Raw genomic sequence first — 17,830 nt, forward strand, 5'->3', positions numbered from 1 at the left:
AAATATTAAATGAATATATCTGTTGTCATTCCTTTGTTGAATGAAGACGAATCTTTAAATGAATTATACGATTGGATTGTACGAGTTGTGCAATCCAATCGTTATTCTTATGAAATCCTTTTTATTGATGATGGCTCTACCGACAACTCTTGGAAGGTAATTCAAGAATTGTCTGAAAAAGACCGCCATGTAAAAGGAATTAAATTCCAAACAAATTATGGCAAGTCACAGGCCTTAAATGCTGGATTTAAAATTGCGCAAGGTAATGTTGTCATTACCATGGACGCTGATTTACAAGATAGTCCAGACGAGATCCCTGAATTATATGATCTCATTACCAAAGAAGGATTTGACTTAATCTCTGGTTGGAAGAAAAAACGCTTTGATTCTAAAATTCGTAAAAATATTCCTTCTAAATTATTTAATTGGGCCGCAAGAAAAACGTCTGGATTAAAACTACATGATTTTAATTGTGGACTAAAGGCTTATAGCAATGAGGTAGTAAAGAATGTTGATGTATATGGAGAAATGCATCGTTATATTCCGGTATTGGCTAAAAATGCAGGTTTCAATAAAATCGATGAAAAAGTTGTGCAACATCAAGCTAGAAAATACGGAGAAACTAAATTTGGAATGGACCGTTTTATCAATGGGTTCTTAGATTTAATTACAATTTGGTTTTTATCCAAATTTGGCAAACGTCCTATGCACTTATTTGGATTATTAGGAAGTCTAATGTTCGCTGTTGGTTTCTTTTCGGCAGTTTATATTGGTGTTATGAAATTATTGCGTTTGTTCGTTTTTCATACACCTACTAAGTTAATAACTGAAAACCCTTGGTTTTATATTGCTTTAACTACTATGGTTATCGGTACGCTTTTCTTTTTATCAGGATTTATTGGAGAACTGATATTGCGATCTAAAAGAGATGAAAGTCTTTATAAGATTAGTAAAAAGTTACACTTATAATCTTTTCATAAATTTCTATATTTGTCTTTAAACTTAAGAAGTTCAACATTCCTATGAATACTCAAGAAATATTAGCAAAAGCTCAAAGTTGGTTATCTGCTACATTTGATGCAGAAACGCAGCAAGAAATTCAAAACTTAATTGATAACAATCCGGATGAATTGGCGGATCGTTTTTATAAAAACACAGAATTCGGAACTGGTGGAATGCGTGGTATGATGGGAGCAGGAACCAATCGTATAAACAAATATACCTTGGGAAGAGCCACGCAAGGCTTGTCAAATTATTTAAATCAAAATTTTCCTAATAAAGAACTAAAGGTTGTCATAGCGTACGATTGCCGTCATAATAGTCAAAAATTTGCACATATTGTTGCAAGCGTTTTTGCTGCCAATGGTATTAAGGCGTTTGTATTTGATAGTTTAAGACCAACTCCAGAACTTTCTTTTGCGGTTAGACATTTAGGTTGTGATGCAGGGATTGTTTTAACAGCATCTCATAATCCTCCAGAATATAATGGGTATAAAGTATATTGGTCAGATGGTGGTCAAATTGTTCCTCCACACGACGATAAAATAATTTCTGAAGTAAACAAGTTAGATTTTTCTGAAATAAAATATACAGAAGATACAAGCCTAATAGAAATAATTGGGTCTAAAGTTGATGATGCATTTATCAATGGCGCTGTGGAAAACGGAAAAATTCCATCATTGTCTAACAGGGATAATTTAAAAATTGTTTTTACTTCATTACACGGTACTTCAATAGTCTCTATGCCGGAAACATTGAAACGTGCCGGCTATACAGATGTTCATATTGTTGAAGAACAGAGAAAACCAAACGGGGATTTTCCGACAGTAGCTTCACCAAATCCTGAAGAACCTGCAGCATTAAAAATGGCAACAGATTTGGCTGATAAGATTGGAGCAGATATTGTAATAGGAACAGATCCTGATTGTGATAGATTAGGTGTTGCTGTAAGAAATTTAAATGGCGACATAACCTTACTCAATGGGAATCAAACCATGAGCGTTATGACCGATTTCCTTATTAAAAAATGGAAAAACGAAGGTCGTTTAAACGGAAATCAATTTGTAGGTTCTACCATTGTTTCTTCAGAATTGGTGAATAGAATTGCTGAAGGTTATGGAGTTGAAACCAAAATTGGATTGACAGGATTTAAATGGATTGCAAAAATGATTCGAGATTTTGATTCAATGGATTTTATTGGTGGTGGCGAAGAGAGTTTCGGATATATGGTAGGCGATTTTGTAAGAGATAAAGATGCTGTTACCGCTACCCTACTAGCTTGTGAAATTGCTGCTTGGGCAAAAGAAAATGGAAGTTCATTTTATAATGAATTACTAAATATATACGCCAGAAATGGTTTCTATAAAGAACACCTAATTTCAATTGTTAAAAAAGGTATGGATGGCGCCGAGCAAATCAGTAATATGATGAAAGGTATGCGCGAGAACCCCCTAACAGAAATTGATGGTGAAAAAATTGAAACTTTAAGTGATTATCAATCTTCTATTCGAAAAAATTTAATCACAGGTGAAGAAATTACAATGGACATTCCAAAATCTAACGTACTCATTTATCAAACGGAGAGTGGTACTCGTATAGCGGCAAGACCAAGTGGTACAGAGCCTAAAATTAAATTCTATTTTAGTGTAAATACGAAGTTAGCAAATACAACTATTGCATCTCAAGTTGAGGCGGAATTAGCAGCCAAAACAGAACGTATCATTCAAGAAATGAATTTGATTTAATGACTTATTTCAGGAAAATATTGGCATTTGCCAAGCCTTATACTAGATTTATCTGGTTAAATGTAATTTTCAACATATTATATGCCATTTTTAATGTTCTGTCTGTTTTAGGATTTATCCCAGTACTAGGAATTTTATTTGGACAGGAAAAACAGGTGTATGAAAAACCAACTTACGAAGGAATTAAGTCCATTTATAATTTTGTTCAAAACTCACTTAATTATAGGGTTACCGAAATGATGGAAAGTGGAGGGATAGACAAAGCTTTACTATTTATTTGCATTCTTTCATTCAGTTTATTTTTCTTTAAAAACTTCTTTAGATACTTAGCTTCATTTGTTCTAGCCTATTTAAGAAACGGAATTGTTAAGGATTTAAGAGATAAACTATATAGAAAAATTGTAGAATTGCCAATTGCCTATTTTTCAGAAAAGAAAAAAGGTGATGTCATTGCCAGAATGACTTCAGACGTACAAGAAATCGAAGTTTCTTTTTTGACTTCTTTAGAAACTATAGTAAGAGAACCATTAACAATTGTATTAACCCTAGTATCTATGTTTGCTATTAGCGTTAAACTAACGCTATTTGTTTTTATTCTTTTACCTGTTTCTGGTTTTATCATATCATCTATTAGTAAAAAACTAAAAGCAAATTCGTTATTAGCACAAAAAGAAAATGGTAATTTCTTGTCTTTTATAGAAGAAACCTTAACTGGATTGAGGGTCATAAAAGGTTTTAATGCTGAGGAACGAATCGAAAATAAATTCAATAATTCCACCAAGAAGTATCGGAATTTGATGACAAGTGTATTACATAGAAAAACATTGGCGTCACCAATGAGTGAATTCTTAGGAACAACTACGATTATCGCAATTCTATGGTTTGGTGGACGCTTGGTTTTAGGAGAAAACAGTGATATGACTCCTCAAGAATTTTTTGGATATATAGGTTTGTTTTATTTAGTATTGAATCCTGCCAAGGCAATTGCAACAGCATATTCAAATATTCAACGAGGAGATGCTTCTGCAGAACGTATTTTAGAAGTCTTAGAAACTGAAAACACTATTGTTGATGCAAAAAATGCCATTGATAAAGGCGAATTTGAAAAATCAATTTCATTTAACAATATTTCTTTTAAATATGAAGACGAATATGTGTTAAAAGATTTTTCATTAACAGTTAATAAAGGACAAACTGTTGCCTTAGTTGGTCAGTCTGGAAGTGGTAAATCTACCATTGCAAATCTTATCACTCGATTTTATGATGTAAATAAAGGAACTATTACAATAGATGATATTGATATTAAAAATATTAGCAAGAAATCTTTAAGAGGCTTAATGGGAATTGTAACACAAGATTCAATCCTTTTTAATGACACCATTAAAAATAATATCAGTTTAGGGGTTGAAAATCCTAATGATAAAGACATATTAGATGCGTCTTCAATTGCCAATGCACATGAATTTATAAAAGATTTACCTGAACAATACAATACAAATATTGGAGACAGCGGAAACAAGTTATCGGGAGGTCAAAAACAACGTTTATCTATTGCTAGAGCTGTATTGAAAAATCCGCCAATAATGGTTCTTGATGAAGCGACTTCTGCGTTGGATACTGAAAGTGAACAATTGGTACAATTGGCCTTAGAAAAAATGATGCAAAATAGAACTTCGTTGGTTATTGCTCACAGACTCTCTACCATTCAGAAAGCTGATAAGATTGTTGTATTGAAAAAAGGTAAAATTGTTGAACAAGGAAAACACGAAGAATTACTGGCCTTAAATGGCACGTATCATAAATTAGTAACCATGCAATCTTTAGCCTAATGAGCGAACATATCTTTATAAACGGACATAAACATGTTTCACATCAACACGAAAGTTATGATGTCGATACCATGAAGAATCGTAGTAAAGAATTTTATAAATGGCTAAACTCAAGAAGGTCTGTTAGAGAATATTCTGATAAAGAAGTATCCAAAGAGGTTATTGAGAATATTATGATGAGTGCATCAACGGCTCCTTCTGGAGCACACAAGCAACCATGGACATTTTGTGCTATTTCTAGTGCCGAAATTAAATCGAAAATTAGAGCAGCAGCAGAAGCTGAAGAAAAAGAAACTTATTCTAAAAGAATGAGTGATCGTTGGAGAAAAGATTTAGAACCGTTAGGAACAGATGATAACAAGCCTTTTTTGGAAATTGCACCATGGCTTATTGTAGTGTTCAAAAGGGTTTATGAGCATGAAAATGGTGAAAAACACAATAATTATTATGTAAATGAATCTGTTGGTATTGCATCTGGTATGTTAATCTCGGCTATTCATAATGCAGGACTAGTTACGTTGACACATACACCTAGCCCAATGAATTTTCTTACTAAAGTATTGGAAAGGCCTTCTAACGAGCGACCGTTTCTTTTGCTTCCTGTTGGATACCCAAAAGAACCTATTTACGTTCCGAACATCGACCGTAAAGGCTTGGATGAAATTAGTGTTTTTTACGAGTAAAAAGTGAACTTTTAAACAACAACAAAAAATTCTAAGCCCTTTTCAGACCAAGGCTATCAGCTTTAGAAAGCATGAATTGAAATGCCTCATCGTAGTCATTTGCTATTTCACCTTCTAAGATTGCTTCTTTAATAGCATCTTTAATTTGGCCTATTTCTCTACATGGTTTTAATTCGAACGTTTTCATTATCAATTCACCAGAAATTGGCGGCTGAAAATTACGAACATGGTCACGTTCTTCTACTTCCTTAATTTTTTGACGGACCAATTCAAAGTTTTTATGATAACGCTTGAATTTCTTAGGGTTCTTAGTAGTAATGTCCGCTTCGCATAAAGTCATTAAACTTTCTATATCTTCACCAGCGTCAAAAATTAAACGTCTTACGGCAGAATCAGTTACTTCAGATGCCAAAACAATTGGGCGAGAACTTAATAACACCATCTTTTGAACAAATTTCATCTTATTGTTCAATGGCATTCTTAACCGTTTAAATAGTTTATAAACCATTTTAGAACCTACAAACTCATGCGCATGAAAAGTCCAACCTATTTTCTTATCAAATTTCTTTGTTGGCGCCTTTCCAATATCATGCAACAATGCTGCCCAACGAAGCCAAAGATCTTGCGTGTGTTCAGAAATATTATCAACAACCTCAAAGGTGTGGTAAAAGTTATCTTTATGTTTTTGCCCATCGACATCCTCAACTCCTTTTAATGCTGTAACTTCAGGAAGGATTTGATTCAATAGATCACATTTATACAATAATAAAAATCCTATTGAAGGCTTTGGTGAAGCAATAATTTTATTCAGTTCATCAACAATTCGTTCCCTTGTTATAATCTTTAATCGTTCAGAATGTTCAGAGATAGCCAAAAGAGAATCTTCTTCAATTCTAAAATTCAACTGTGTGGCAAATCTAATTGCTCGCATCATTCTTAAGGGGTCATCAGAATAAGTAATACCTGGCTCTAATGGTGTTCTTATTATTTTATTTTCTAAATCTTTAATTCCACCAAAAGGATCAAGTAAATCTCCTCGAGAGTTCTCGTTTAAACTAATGGCCAAGGCGTTAATTGTAAAGTCTCTGCGATTTTGATCATCCTCTAAAGTTCCATTTTCTACTATTGGGTTTCTACTATCTTCAGCATAAGACTCTCTTCTTGCTCCAACAAATTCAACTTCAATATCGTCGTAGCGTAACATCGCTGTACCATAGGTTTTAAAAACCTGCACCTTAGGTTGATTTGGCAATAGCTTAGCAACTTCTTGCGCGAGTTTAATTCCACTTCCAATGGCTACGATATCTACATCTTTTGCAGTTCCTCGTTTTAAAATAAAATCGCGAACAAATCCACCAATTACATAAGATTCTATACTTAAATTGGTTGAAGCTTTTGAAATAAATTCAAATATAGGATGTGTAATAGCTACAGAATAATTCATAGATTAATGGCTTACTAAGCTCTTAGTACTTCAATTTCTCCAGAAGGTAAGACTTTCACTATTTTTGAAGGTAACTGACTCCCTGAATGGTTCGGCAAATTTACAACATAGTCTACGCTCTCCAAAATTGCTTTGTCTATTTCTTGAAAAGATTGCGGTGTTGGTTCACCACTAATATTCGCAGAAGTCGAAACCAATGGCCTGCCAAATCTACGAATCAGTTCTTGACAAAATTCATCCTTAACAATACGGATAGCAACAGTATTATCATCTGCAATGCAATTTTTCGCTATTCCCTTAGGCTGTGTATAAATAACGGTGGTAGGCCGAGTAGAATTCGCTAAAAAGTCATGTATCTCATTGGTTATTTTTACATAATCCTGAAGCATTTCTATCGAATCTACTAATAAGATTAAACTTTTTGAACTGGGCCTTTTCTTTATTTCAAAAATTCTTTGAACTGCATTATTGTCCGTTGCATCACAACCAATTCCCCATACAGTATCTGTAGGATAAAGCAAGGTATTGCCTTTGTTCAGAAATAAAACTACTTTTTTAAATTCTTCATTCATTGGACAATTTTTTTGTTTCAATACATGAATTATGGCTGTGTAGAATTGCTAGCGCAAATTATGATTTAATAACCACAACTTAATAAACCTGGTTAGAACACCATAGGATTGTGTCACCGCAATTACAAATCCAGGAAAGCCATCTAAAATTCCTAACCTAATAAAATAATGAATAAAAAATCGAGCAATTGGTTTTACAAAAATATGAAAAGCATTTACCTTCTTATTCTTTCGTTTTAATTGCTCGGCTTGCAACCAAGCATATTGATTTAATTTATTGATATAATGATCAAACCCCCTGTAAGAATAATGCTCTAATTTACTTTTAAAGAAACCTAATTTACCGTTTGCTTTTATAACTTCATGCACTAAGTTACCATTATATCTACAGAAATTCCTGTTAAACAAACGAGCAACTTTATCTCGTTGCCAACCACTATATTTTATTTTTCTTCCGCCAAAATAAAAGGTTCTATACACATAAAACCCTACAAAATCCTTTGGGTCTTTTAGAGCATTTAATATTTCAACTTCTAAATTAGGAGTAACACGTTCATCGGCATCTAAAAGGTAAATCCAATCATTTTCAGCCTGATCTATTGCAAAATTCTTCTGTGAAGAAAAATCATCAAATTCTCTCTGAATTAAACGAATGTCATACTGTTCTGCCAACTCTACCGTTCTATCAGTACTGAAGGAATCAATAACAATTATCTCATCAGCAAAACTAACGGACTTTATAGCATCTTCAATATGTATTTCCTCGTTAAAGGTTGGTATTATAGCAGTTACTTTCAAGTGTTCTTTTTCAAATATAAAATTAAACCGCTACATTATTTTCGCGAAGTGCATCATTTAATGATGTTTTCTTATTTGTACTTTCTTTTCTTTTTCCAATAATTAAGGCACAAGGTACATTAAATGTTCCAGATTTAAACTTCTTTGGATATGATCCCGGAATAACAACAGATCTCGCTGGGACCCTTCCTTTCATTTCTATAGGCTCATCACCTGTTACATCAATAATTTTCGTGCTCATTGTCAAAACAACATTTGCTCCAAGGACTGCTTCCTTTTCTACTCGCACTCCTTCAACAACAATACAACGAGATCCTACAAAAACATCATCTTCTATAATTACTGGTGCTGCTTGTAATGGCTCTAATACACCTCCAATACCAACACCACCACTTAAATGTACATTTTTCCCAATTTGAGCGCAACTACCTACAGTTGCCCAAGTATCTACCATAGTTCCTTCGTCTACATAAGCACCTATATTTACATAACTTGGCATTAATATAGTACCTGAAGAAATATAGGATCCATGTCTCGCTACTGCATGTGGTACTACTCTAATTCCTCGTTCAGCATAATTCTTTTTTAATGGAATTTTATCATGATATTCGAAGATACCAACTTCTAAAGTTTCCATTTTCTGAATAGGAAAATACATTACAACAGCTTTTTTTACCCATTCATTAACTTGCCATCCTCCTTCAATTGGTTCAGCAACTCTTAAACTTCCTTTATCTAATAAATCAACTACCTCTCTTATCGTATTTTGAGTTGACACTTCTTTTAATAATTCACGGTTTTCCCATGCATTTTCAATAATCTGTTGAATTCCTTTCATTCCATTAAAAAATTAGAAATACAAAGATAATTATCCCTAATAAATTATTCTTCATAAAAGCACTTTTATTTATTAGTAGTATTTTTGTATCAAAATAATGGTAAAATGGGAAGATTACTCGCAATAGATTACGGAAAAATAAGAACGGGTATTGCCATTACGGACGAATTAAAACTGATTGCCTCTGGGCTTACTACGGTAAATACCAAAGAGTTATTTTCGTTTTTAAATTCCTATTTATCAAAAGAAAAAGTTGACGCAATTATTGTTGGAGAACCCAAGCAAATGAACAATACTCCGAGTGAAAGTGAAGCGTTGATTATTCCATTTTTAAAAAAGCTAAATTTAACGTTTCCAAAAACTCCTGTAAAAAGGGTCGATGAAAGATTTACATCAAAAATAGCTTTTCAAAGTATGATTGATAGCGGGCTTGGAAAAAAACAGCGAAAAAATAAGGCGTTAATTGATGAAATTAGTGCTACAATTATTTTACAAACATATTTAGATCAAAAGTAATTATGAACTTATTTAGAAGCATATATGTTTATATAAAACGTAAAAACAGGGTTTATTCAAAAAATAAGATTGTTGTAGTTGAAAAGGAACAATTGAAAAACACTGAATTTGTAATAGTTGCCGACGATTGTTGGGGTGCTGCCGTATATCAATGGTATGGACGTTCTTACAACAGTCCCTTTGCTGGCGTTGGAATTTATGGCGATTGCTTCATTAAATTGCTATCGGATTTTGACGAATACATGAAGAAGGAGTTGAAATTTGTTACCGAAACTAAATACCCTCAAAGACCCCTTAACTACCCTATGGCGCTTTTAGGTGATGTAGAGTTACATTTTACGCATTACAAAACCAAAGAAGATGCTGGCACCAAATGGGAAAGACGCACACAAAGAATGTTAGAGGTAACTGATAAGGACAACTACTTTTTTAAAATGAGCGATGTTTGGGGAGCCTCTGAAGAGAACTATGAAGCCTTTCACAAACTCCCATTTAAAAACAAGGTTTCATATATTCCTAAAAACAAAAAAGACCATAAACTAGAAAATCAAGTAGGTATTGTAGAGCCTCATAAGGTTTATAAAACTACCGTGCCAAATGGTGTAAAACTTTTCAAAATTTCCTTCTTGTATTTCGATTTAACAGAATGGTTGTTAAACAAAAAAGTAGTTAGAACCCGATTTAAATCTTAATCTAAATCTAGATATAAAACTTCTTATTGTTTCTATCTAAAATCGTACTTTTGCAACCGATAAAAATTAAAAAATGATATTACCTATAATTGCATACGGAGATCCTGTTTTAAGAAAAGTTGGAGCAGATATTGATGCATCTTATCCAAATTTGTCAGAGTTAATTGAAAATATGTGGCAAACAATGGAGAACGCTCATGGAGTTGGATTAGCAGCGCCTCAAATTGGAAAAGCAATTCGTATCTTTTTAGTTGATACTACTCCGTTTGCAGATGATGAAGATTTAAGTGAAGAAGAACGAACATTTTTAGGTGAATTTAAAAAAGTATTTATCAATGCCAAAATTACCAGCGAAACCGGTGATGAATGGGTTTTTAATGAAGGATGTCTTAGTATTCCTGATGTTAGAGAAGATGTTTTTAGACATGAAAATTTAACAATTGAGTATTTGAATGAGAACTTTGAACCTCAAAAAGATGAATTGAAAGGGTTGGCAGCAAGAGTTGTTCAGCACGAATATGATCATATTGAAGGTATCTTATTCACCGACAAACTATCGTCTTTAAAAAAGCGACTGATAAAGAAGAAATTAGAGAATATATCAAAAGGAAAAATAAAATCGGATTATAGAATGCGTTTCTACAATCCTAAGAAAAGATAACACATATGAGTTTAGAAAAAGTAATTTCAGTTACAGGAAAACCAGGGTTGTATGAAATCATTGCACAATCTAAAGGAGGTATTATTGTAGAATCAATGTTGGACAAGAAACGTTTTCCAATAAATGCAATGCACAATGTAAGCGTATTAGATAATATTGCAATCTATACTTACGAAGAAGAAATTCCTTTAAAATTTGTTTTAAAATCAATTTTTGACAAAGAGGAAGGAAAGGAAAGTATCAGCCCTAAAGACAGTAGTGCAAAATTAACGGCATACTTTTCAGAAGTCTTACCAAATTATGATGATGAGCGAGTATATCCATCAAACATCAAGAAAGTATTACAATGGTATAACTTATTGGTAAAAAACAATTTCGATTTCAGCACAATAACTGAAGACGAAGAGACTGAAACCGAAGCATAGATGAATTCAAGATCGCAACAACTAAAGGCCATAGATAGATTATTAACTATAATGGACGAGTTGCGTGAAAAATGTCCATGGGACAAAAAACAGACACTGCAATCATTGCGTCATTTAACCATAGAAGAAACCTATGAGTTGGGTGACGCAATTTTAGATAATGACCTTAACGAGGTAAAAAAAGAGTTAGGCGATTTATTACTTCATATTATTTTTTATGCCAAGATAGGTTCTGAAACCGATGATTTTGACATTGCAGATGTAGCTCACGAAATTTCAGAAAAATTGATCCACCGTCATCCTCATATATATGGAGATGTAGATGTAAAAGACGAAGAAGAAGTTAAGCGAAATTGGGAAAAATTAAAACTTAAAGAGGGTAAAACTTCAGTTTTAGAAGGCGTTCCTCGTTCTTTACCTGCGATGGTAAAAGCAAATAGAATTCAAGATAAAGTTGCCGGTGTAGGATTTGATTGGGAACATCCAGAACAAGTATGGGAAAAAGTTCAAGAAGAACTTTCTGAATTGAATGAAGAAGTTAAAAATGACCATCAAAATAATATTGAAGCAGAATTTGGTGATGTGTTATTTTCCATGATTAATTATGCTCGATTTATAAACGTAAATCCTGAAAATGCTCTAGAACGCACCAATAAAAAGTTTATTAAACGTTTTCAATTTTTAGAAGAAGCCGCTAAAAAAGAAGGAAAAGAACTTTCAGATATGACATTGGCCGAAATGGATGTTTACTGGAATGCTTCTAAAAAAATCCATAAATAATTATGGACTTCTTTATTAGACAAGAAGTACAACAAGATTACCCATTCGTTTTTGATCTTATTAAAAAAGCATTCGAAAACGACCCTCATTCGGATAACAAAGAACAACATATTGTAGATAGATTAAGAAGATCTTCATCTTTTATCCCTGAATTATCTTTAGTTGCAGTCTCTAGCAATAAAATAGTTGGTAATATTTTAATGACTCCAATAAAGATAAAAAATAAAACTTCAGATTTTAAATCTTTGGCACTTGCACCAGTTTCGGTAACTCCCGATTTTCAAAACCAAGGTATTGGTAGCAAACTAATATTAGTCGCACATGAAATTGCCTTAAATTTAGGATTTGAATCAGTTGTGGTTATAGGTCATGAGAACTATTATCCAAAATTTGGATATAAAAAAGCAAGAGATTTCAATATTTCAGTTCCCTTTGAAGTTCCAGATGAAAACTGTATGGCCATTGAATTACATAAAGATTCCTTAAAAAACGTCTATGGAATGGTGGTTTACCCTTCTGAGTTTATATAGTAAAAAACCATTACAAAGAAATAAATTCTTATTTTTCAAGTCTAATTGAAAAATAAATGAAAAAATCAACAATAATTGGGACGCTTCTTTTAGTTTGCCTCTTAATAGTTCCAGGATGTACTTCTGGTGCGGGAAAAAACATAAATGATACTAAATTAAGACACGTCGTCCTTTTCAAGTTTAAAGATTCCGCAACAAAAGAAGAGGTTAAGGTGGCGAATGATGCGTTTTTGGCGTTACCTGATAGAATTGCTGAAATCAAAGAATTTGAATGGGGATTGAATAATAGCCCTGAAAATCATCATCAAGGCCTGACTCACTGCTATATCCTAACTTTTGAATCTGAGGAAGACCTTGCCGTTTATTTGCCACATCCAGACCACAAAGCATTTGGCGAAATTTTAGGACCTATTCTAGACAAAGTAGTAGTTGTAGATTATTGGACTAAATAAAAAAGATTAAATAAAAGAACCAATTAGTAAACTAATTGGTTCTTTTATTATTATAACTTTTTTGCTCCTTTAACTTTTTGCTTTGTTAAGGCTATTTCTATTACTTCACTCATTTCTTTAACATAATGAAAAGTAACACCTTTTAAATAACGCTGATTAATTTCATCGACATCTTTCTTATTATCGGCACATAAAATTATCTCTTTAATATTTGCGCGTTTTGCAGCCAAAATTTTCTCTTTTATACCTCCTACTGGTAATACCTTTCCTCTTAAAGTAATCTCTCCAGACATAGCAATTCTAGATTTTACTTTTCGCTGTGTAAATACTGACACCAAAGACGTTAACATAGTAATTCCAGCACTTGGACCATCTTTAGGCGTTGCACCTTCAGGAACATGTATATGGACTTTATTTTCGTCAATAATTTTTGAATCGATACCAAAACTATCCGCTTTAGCACGAATATACTCCATTGCAATAGTGGCAGACTCTTTCATAACTGTTCCAAGGTTTCCAGTAATCGTCAATCCTTTTCCTTTAGAGATTATGGACTCTATAAATAAAATATCTCCACCTACCCTTGTCCATGCCAGACCAGTTACAACACCAGCAACATTATTATTTTCATATTTATCACGTTCTAAATGAGAAACGCCTAATATTTTTTCAACATCTTCAGAAGAAATAGCAGTCTTATACTCCTCCTCCATTGCAATGGATTTTGCGGCATACCTTACAACTTTCGCTATTTGTTTATCTAATCCTCTAACACCAGACTCACGCGTATAGCCCTCAACAATCTTCTCTAATTCTGCTTTTTTAATTTGAATATCTTTAGCTTCTAATCCATGCTCTTTGATCTGCTTAGGTAGCAAATGTCTTTTCGCTATTTCAACTTTTTCTTCAATTGTATAGCCACTTACATTTATAATTTCCATCCTATCCTTTAGCGCCCATGGAATTGTAGATAAACTATTAGCAGTTGCCACAAATAAAATCTTTGACAAATCATATCCAACTTCTAAATAATTGTCATAGAATTCAGAATTTTGTTCTGGATCTAACACCTCTAACATCGCGGCCGATGGGTCTCCATTATGAGAACTTGCTGTTAACTTGTCAATTTCATCTAAAACAAATACAGGATTTGACGTACCCGCCTTCTTCAAACTTTGTAACAATCTACCAGGCATTGCTCCGATGTACGTTTTTCTGTGCCCGCGAATCTCTGCTTCATCTCTCAATCCACCTAAAGACATACGCACATATTCTCTACCTAAAGACTCTGCAATAGACTTACCAAGTGAAGTTTTCCCAACTCCTGGAGGTCCGTATAAACAAATGATTGGTGATTTCATATCACCTTTCAACTTTAACACAGCCAAGTGTTCGATAATTCTATCTTTTACTTTTTCCAGACCAAAATGATCTCGATCCAAAATCTTTTGAGCACGCTTTAAATCGAATAAATCCGTTGAATATTCAGACCACGGTAATTCTAACATTAAATCCAAATAGTTACGTTGAACAGAATACTCTGCTACTTGAGGATTCATACGTTGCAATCTTCCAATTTCTTTATCAAACTTCTCTCCTATTTCTTGAGGCCATTTTTTCTTAAGTGCCTTTTCCTTCATCTCGGCAATTTCCTCTTCATAAGAAACTCCTCCTAATTCTTCCTGAATTGTTTTTAATTGCTGATTTAAATAATACTCGCGTTGCTGCTGATCCATATCAGAGCGCGTTTTAGATTGAATATCTTGACGCAACTCTAACTTCTGCATTTCCTTAGACATCAACTTTAATGTGCGTAGTGCTCGCTCTTGTAAATTGTTGATGTTTACTAATTCCTGTTTCTCCGCCACCGACAAGTTCATATTAGATGAAACGAAATTCACTAAAAATGGACTGCTTTCAATGTTTTTAATGGCAAATGACGCTTCCGACGGTAAACTTGGATTTATTTTAATAATCTTCAAGGCCATCGATTTAATCGATTCTATGATCGCATCAAATTCTGGATCTTTAATTTGAGACCTATCCTCTTCTATTTTTTTAGTGGTTGCCTTTAAATAAGGTTCCTCTTGAGTAACAGCAGCTACCTCAAATCGTTTTGTACCTTGTATAATAACAGTTGTATTTCCATCAGGCATTTTTAACATTTTCAGAATACGCGCTACCGTTCCCACCTTATGAATATCATCAATAGATGGGTTTTCAACGGTTTCATTCTTTTGTGCTACAACGCCAATAATTTTATTTCCTTTATTGGCATCTTTTATTAATTGAATAGATTTATCTCTACCTGCGGTAATAGGGATTACAACACCTGGAAAAAGCACTGTATTTCTCAAAGGCAAAATTGGTAATTCATCTGGAATATCCTCTTTATTTATCTTCTCTTCATCCTCAGGGGTCATTAAAGGAATTAATTCTGCTTCATCATCAAACATTCTCTGAAATGACAGATTGTCTATTTTTAAAAATTTAGAATCGCTCATATGTATATTATAGTCATTTTGTCATTTCTTAAATTAATAAAATTAAATAACAAAATTGATTTACTTATTATTAAATTGTAACTCAACAAGTTAACTGTCCTCAATCAACCTGTTTAGTATAGTAAGGACAATAGTTATGCCATTAAATAAATTAATAACGTAAATTTATTTTCACGAAAGTGTAACAGTTTAACTTCTAATTTGTCTTTTTAACAGAAACGATTCAATTGCAACATACTAACCAACATACGAGTGAACTTTTACTTCGTTGTAAAAATGGAGAACAAAGTGCCCAATTCGAGATTTATAAGCTGTATTATAAAGCAATGTATAATACTGCCCTTAGAATTTTGAACAACAGTTTTGAAGCTGAAGATATGATGCAAGAATCGTTTTTAATTGCATTCACAAAATTGGGCACTTTTAAAGGAGAAGTTGCCTTTGGGGCTTGGTTAAAGCGAATTGTAATAAACAAATGTTTAACGCAATTGAAAAAGAACAATCGTTTTGAAGAAGTAAAATTAGAAGTAAAAAGAAATGAATCTGTTGAAGAAGTTATTGAAACAGAATCTTTAGAACCAAAATTAATTTTGAATGCTATTAATGGATTAAAAGATAATTATAGAATTGCATTGAATTTACACCTCATTGAAGGTTATGATTATGAAGAAATTTCAGAAATAATGGATATCTCTTATGAAAATAGTAGAACCACAATTTCTAGAGCAAAAAGCAAATTACGAACAACATTAACAACACAATATGCATAGTCCAGAATCTAAATTTGACAAGTTATTCGAGCAAGATTTTGATTTTTCAGAACCAACAATTGGTCATTTCAATAGGTTTGAAAAACGATTACAAGAACAGAACAATTCTAAATCGAACACAAACTCTAGTTGGAAATGGATTTCGATTGCTGCATCTATTGCATTAATTTTCGGAATTTGGTTTGGACAGTCGACAACTAGTAATGGTTTAGAATTGGCTGATGTCTCACCTAAAATGGAAGAAACACAAACTTACTTTACTTCATTAATTAGATCGGAAATTGAAAAGGTAAACTCAGAAAAAAATGCAGACAATCAAACAATGATTAATGATGCATTTGTTCAACTAGACAAACTAGAAAGACACTATGAAGATTTAACCATAGAATTGAAAAATAGCAATGCTGATAAACGAATCATTTTTGCAATGATCTCAAATTTTCAGCAACGTGCAGAAGTATTACAAAATTTATTAGAACAAATAGAAAACAACAAACAATTAAAAACAACAACATATGAAAACTTTAGTTAAAATTACTTTACTATTATTATTTGTCCCAAGTGTTGTATTGGCAAACAATTTAAAAGGAAAATACACCAAAACTAAAACCATTAATAAAGAGTTTACAGTAAATGCTGATGCGTTAGTTTCATTAAGCAATAAGTATGGGAGTATCGATATTAAACCATCTAACCAAAACAAGGTTACTTTAGAAATTATCATTACAACTAGCAGTAATAGTGAATCTAAGGCCTTAGATAGGTTAAATTCTATCTCCGTAAACATTTCTGGAAGCAATAGTTCTGTATCTGCTCAAACTAAATTTGAAAAGAAGAGCAACTGGAATTTATTTGGAAACAACAATTCTTCGAGCATGGACATTAAATACATTGTAAAAATGCCTATTAGCAACAAACTCGATGTTAGTATGGATTACGGAAATGTTATGATTGAAAAACTTGAAGGCAGAGCAAATATTAATATTGATTATGGCAAACTAATAGCTGGTGAATTGTTAAGTAATAATACAGACATTAACTTAGACTATTCAAGAGGCTCTTCAGTTGAAACAATGGGTGATGGAACCATAAATATTGATTATTCATCTATTGACATACAAAATGCTGGTAATATTGATTTAAATACTGATTACAGTGATACATCATTCGAAAACGTAGGAGATTTGGTTTACAATACAGATTACGGAAGTATTAAAGCTGAAAATGCCAATTCAATAAGTGGTGATAGTGACTATGCAAGCTTAAAATTTGGAAAAATTGCAAACTCATTAGAGGTTTCTGCAGATTATGGAAGTCTAAAAGTAGAAGAAATGGGACAAAATTTTTCTAAAATAGTAATTGACACGGACTATATCGGTGTTAAAATAGGCGTACATGCTAATGCTTCATTTAGTTACAATATAAGCAGTAAATATGGAGGGATTTCTTTACCAGATAATGTTACAAATACTAGGGAAATCATTAAAAATACGAGTAAGCATTATGAAGGTTCGTATAACGGTACAAAAGGAAATGTGTCCATTACAACATCTTATGGAAGTGTAAAAATTTATAAAAACTAATAAATAAAA

Annotated in this window: 19 protein-coding genes; 14 read left to right on the forward strand and 5 right to left on the reverse strand. The window is 32.7% G+C overall.

What is annotated here, in order from left to right; genetic code table 11:
• Positions 1–9: 9 nt before the first annotated feature.
• Genes RM519_RS11250 through RM519_RS11265 form a run of 4 tightly spaced genes read left to right on the forward strand, consistent with a single transcriptional unit; the run spans position 10 to position 5,256 of the window.
• On the forward strand, positions 10–969 hold the full coding sequence (locus RM519_RS11250; protein ID WP_311593911.1) for a glycosyltransferase family 2 protein: 960 nt from the start codon (positions 10–12) through the stop codon (positions 967–969).
• A 53-nt stretch (positions 970–1,022) separates the two neighbouring features.
• Positions 1,023–2,744, forward strand: coding sequence for a phospho-sugar mutase (locus RM519_RS11255; protein WP_311593912.1), 1,722 nt, complete (start codon positions 1,023–1,025; stop codon positions 2,742–2,744).
• A complete protein-coding gene (locus RM519_RS11260; protein ID WP_311593913.1) occupies positions 2,744–4,573 on the forward strand; it encodes an ABC transporter ATP-binding protein in 1,830 nt (609 codons plus the stop codon). The genes RM519_RS11255 and RM519_RS11260 overlap by 1 nt, the downstream gene beginning before the upstream one ends.
• The gene (locus RM519_RS11265) at positions 4,573–5,256 is read left to right on the forward strand and encodes a nitroreductase family protein (protein ID WP_311593914.1); all 684 of its coding nucleotides are present in this window, start codon (positions 4,573–4,575) and stop codon (positions 5,254–5,256) included. The genes RM519_RS11260 and RM519_RS11265 overlap by 1 nt, the downstream gene beginning before the upstream one ends.
• Positions 5,257–5,287: 31 nt before the next feature.
• On the opposite strand, the gene RM519_RS11270 is transcribed toward RM519_RS11265, so the two are convergent.
• The 4 genes from RM519_RS11270 to RM519_RS11285 are packed head-to-tail and all read right to left on the reverse strand — an operon-like array spanning position 5,288 to position 8,908.
• A complete protein-coding gene (locus RM519_RS11270) occupies positions 5,288–6,700 on the reverse strand; it encodes a CCA tRNA nucleotidyltransferase (protein WP_311593915.1) in 1,413 nt (470 codons plus the stop codon).
• A 14-nt stretch (positions 6,701–6,714) separates the two neighbouring features.
• Positions 6,715–7,272: an L-threonylcarbamoyladenylate synthase gene (locus RM519_RS11275; RefSeq protein ID WP_311593916.1), complete on the reverse strand. Its 558-nt coding sequence runs from the start codon at positions 7,270–7,272 to the stop codon at positions 6,715–6,717.
• Between the two features lie 48 nt (positions 7,273–7,320).
• On the reverse strand, positions 7,321–8,070 hold the full coding sequence (locus RM519_RS11280; RefSeq protein ID WP_311593917.1) for a glycosyltransferase family 2 protein: 750 nt from the start codon (positions 8,068–8,070) through the stop codon (positions 7,321–7,323).
• Between the two features lie 22 nt (positions 8,071–8,092).
• Entirely contained in the window at positions 8,093–8,908 is an 816-nt protein-coding gene (locus tag RM519_RS11285; RefSeq protein WP_311593918.1) for a 2,3,4,5-tetrahydropyridine-2,6-dicarboxylate N-succinyltransferase, read from the reverse strand.
• 105 nt (positions 8,909–9,013) lie between these two features.
• Here RM519_RS11285 and ruvX point away from each other — a divergent pair, with 105 nt between their 5' ends.
• The 7 genes from ruvX (at position 9,014) to RM519_RS11320 (ending at position 12,964) form a co-directional block, all read left to right on the forward strand.
• Positions 9,014–9,424 (forward strand): Holliday junction resolvase RuvX, encoded by a 411-nt coding sequence (gene ruvX, locus RM519_RS11290; protein WP_311593919.1) that lies wholly within the window; start codon positions 9,014–9,016, stop codon positions 9,422–9,424.
• Between the two features lie 2 nt (positions 9,425–9,426).
• Positions 9,427–10,116 carry a DUF1919 domain-containing protein gene (locus RM519_RS11295; protein WP_311593920.1) on the forward strand — a complete coding sequence of 230 codons (690 nt, stop codon included), beginning with the start codon at positions 9,427–9,429 and terminating at the stop codon, positions 10,114–10,116.
• A 73-nt stretch (positions 10,117–10,189) separates the two neighbouring features.
• Entirely contained in the window at positions 10,190–10,777 is a 588-nt protein-coding gene (gene def / locus RM519_RS11300) for a peptide deformylase (RefSeq protein WP_311593921.1), read from the forward strand.
• 5 nt (positions 10,778–10,782) lie between these two features.
• Positions 10,783–11,202, forward strand: coding sequence for a DUF5606 family protein (locus tag RM519_RS11305; RefSeq protein ID WP_311593922.1), 420 nt, complete (start codon positions 10,783–10,785; stop codon positions 11,200–11,202).
• The gene (mazG, locus tag RM519_RS11310; RefSeq protein ID WP_311593923.1) at positions 11,203–11,982 is read left to right on the forward strand and encodes a nucleoside triphosphate pyrophosphohydrolase; all 780 of its coding nucleotides are present in this window, start codon (positions 11,203–11,205) and stop codon (positions 11,980–11,982) included.
• A 2-nt stretch (positions 11,983–11,984) separates the two neighbouring features.
• Positions 11,985–12,512, forward strand: coding sequence for a GNAT family N-acetyltransferase (locus RM519_RS11315; protein WP_311593924.1), 528 nt, complete (start codon positions 11,985–11,987; stop codon positions 12,510–12,512).
• A gap of 56 nt (positions 12,513–12,568) precedes the next feature.
• The gene (locus RM519_RS11320; RefSeq protein WP_311593925.1) at positions 12,569–12,964 is read left to right on the forward strand and encodes a Dabb family protein; all 396 of its coding nucleotides are present in this window, start codon (positions 12,569–12,571) and stop codon (positions 12,962–12,964) included.
• Between the two features lie 50 nt (positions 12,965–13,014).
• Here RM519_RS11320 and lon read toward each other — a convergent pair whose 3' ends face one another.
• The gene (gene lon, locus RM519_RS11325; RefSeq protein WP_311593926.1) at positions 13,015–15,468 is read right to left on the reverse strand and encodes an endopeptidase La; all 2,454 of its coding nucleotides are present in this window, start codon (positions 15,466–15,468) and stop codon (positions 13,015–13,017) included.
• A 227-nt stretch (positions 15,469–15,695) separates the two neighbouring features.
• On the opposite strand from lon, the gene RM519_RS11330 reads away from it, so the two are divergent.
• Genes RM519_RS11330 through RM519_RS11340 form a run of 3 tightly spaced genes read left to right on the forward strand, consistent with a single transcriptional unit; the run spans position 15,696 to position 17,821 of the window.
• Complete coding sequence (locus RM519_RS11330; protein WP_311593927.1) at positions 15,696–16,238, forward strand: RNA polymerase sigma factor; 543 nt, start codon at positions 15,696–15,698, stop codon at positions 16,236–16,238.
• Complete coding sequence (locus RM519_RS11335) at positions 16,231–16,770, forward strand: hypothetical protein (RefSeq protein WP_311593928.1); 540 nt, start codon at positions 16,231–16,233, stop codon at positions 16,768–16,770. Before RM519_RS11330 ends, RM519_RS11335 begins: the two co-directional genes overlap by 8 nt.
• Positions 16,754–17,821, forward strand: a complete 1,068-nt coding sequence (locus RM519_RS11340) for a DUF4097 family beta strand repeat-containing protein (RefSeq protein WP_311593929.1) — start codon at positions 16,754–16,756, stop codon at positions 17,819–17,821. The genes RM519_RS11335 and RM519_RS11340 overlap by 17 nt, the downstream gene beginning before the upstream one ends.
• Positions 17,822–17,830 lie beyond the last annotated feature (9 nt).

It is taken from the genome of Urechidicola vernalis (genome assembly GCF_031846385.1).
Classification (GTDB): domain Bacteria; phylum Bacteroidota; class Bacteroidia; order Flavobacteriales; family Flavobacteriaceae; genus Urechidicola; species Urechidicola vernalis.

Bases quoted from the DNA above. Each gene is read 5' to 3' on its own strand.
- RM519_RS11285 (WP_311593918.1), bottom strand. From the start codon at position 8,908: ATGAAAGGAATTCAACAGATTATTGAAAATGCATGGGAAAACCGTGAA.
- lon (WP_311593926.1), bottom strand. From the start codon at position 15,468: ATGAGCGATTCTAAATTTTTAAAAATAGACAATCTGTCATTTCAGAGA.
- RM519_RS11270 (WP_311593915.1), bottom strand. From the start codon at position 6,700: ATGAATTATTCTGTAGCTATTACACATCCTATATTTGAATTTATTTCA.
- ruvX (WP_311593919.1), top strand. From the start codon at position 9,014: ATGGGAAGATTACTCGCAATAGATTACGGAAAAATAAGAACGGGTATT.
- RM519_RS11305 (WP_311593922.1), top strand. From the start codon at position 10,783: ATGAGTTTAGAAAAAGTAATTTCAGTTACAGGAAAACCAGGGTTGTAT.
- RM519_RS11320 (WP_311593925.1), top strand. From the start codon at position 12,569: ATGAAAAAATCAACAATAATTGGGACGCTTCTTTTAGTTTGCCTCTTA.
- RM519_RS11335 (WP_311593928.1), top strand. From the start codon at position 16,231: ATGCATAGTCCAGAATCTAAATTTGACAAGTTATTCGAGCAAGATTTT.
- RM519_RS11295 (WP_311593920.1), top strand. From the start codon at position 9,427: ATGAACTTATTTAGAAGCATATATGTTTATATAAAACGTAAAAACAGG.
- RM519_RS11340 (WP_311593929.1), top strand. From the start codon at position 16,754: ATGAAAACTTTAGTTAAAATTACTTTACTATTATTATTTGTCCCAAGT.
- RM519_RS11275 (WP_311593916.1), bottom strand. From the start codon at position 7,272: ATGAATGAAGAATTTAAAAAAGTAGTTTTATTTCTGAACAAAGGCAAT.
- RM519_RS11250 (WP_311593911.1), top strand. From the start codon at position 10: ATGAATATATCTGTTGTCATTCCTTTGTTGAATGAAGACGAATCTTTA.
- mazG (WP_311593923.1), top strand. From the start codon at position 11,203: ATGAATTCAAGATCGCAACAACTAAAGGCCATAGATAGATTATTAACT.
- RM519_RS11315 (WP_311593924.1), top strand. From the start codon at position 11,985: ATGGACTTCTTTATTAGACAAGAAGTACAACAAGATTACCCATTCGTT.
- RM519_RS11265 (WP_311593914.1), top strand. From the start codon at position 4,573: ATGAGCGAACATATCTTTATAAACGGACATAAACATGTTTCACATCAA.
- RM519_RS11255 (WP_311593912.1), top strand. From the start codon at position 1,023: ATGAATACTCAAGAAATATTAGCAAAAGCTCAAAGTTGGTTATCTGCT.
- RM519_RS11260 (WP_311593913.1), top strand. From the start codon at position 2,744: ATGACTTATTTCAGGAAAATATTGGCATTTGCCAAGCCTTATACTAGA.
- def (WP_311593921.1), top strand. From the start codon at position 10,190: ATGATATTACCTATAATTGCATACGGAGATCCTGTTTTAAGAAAAGTT.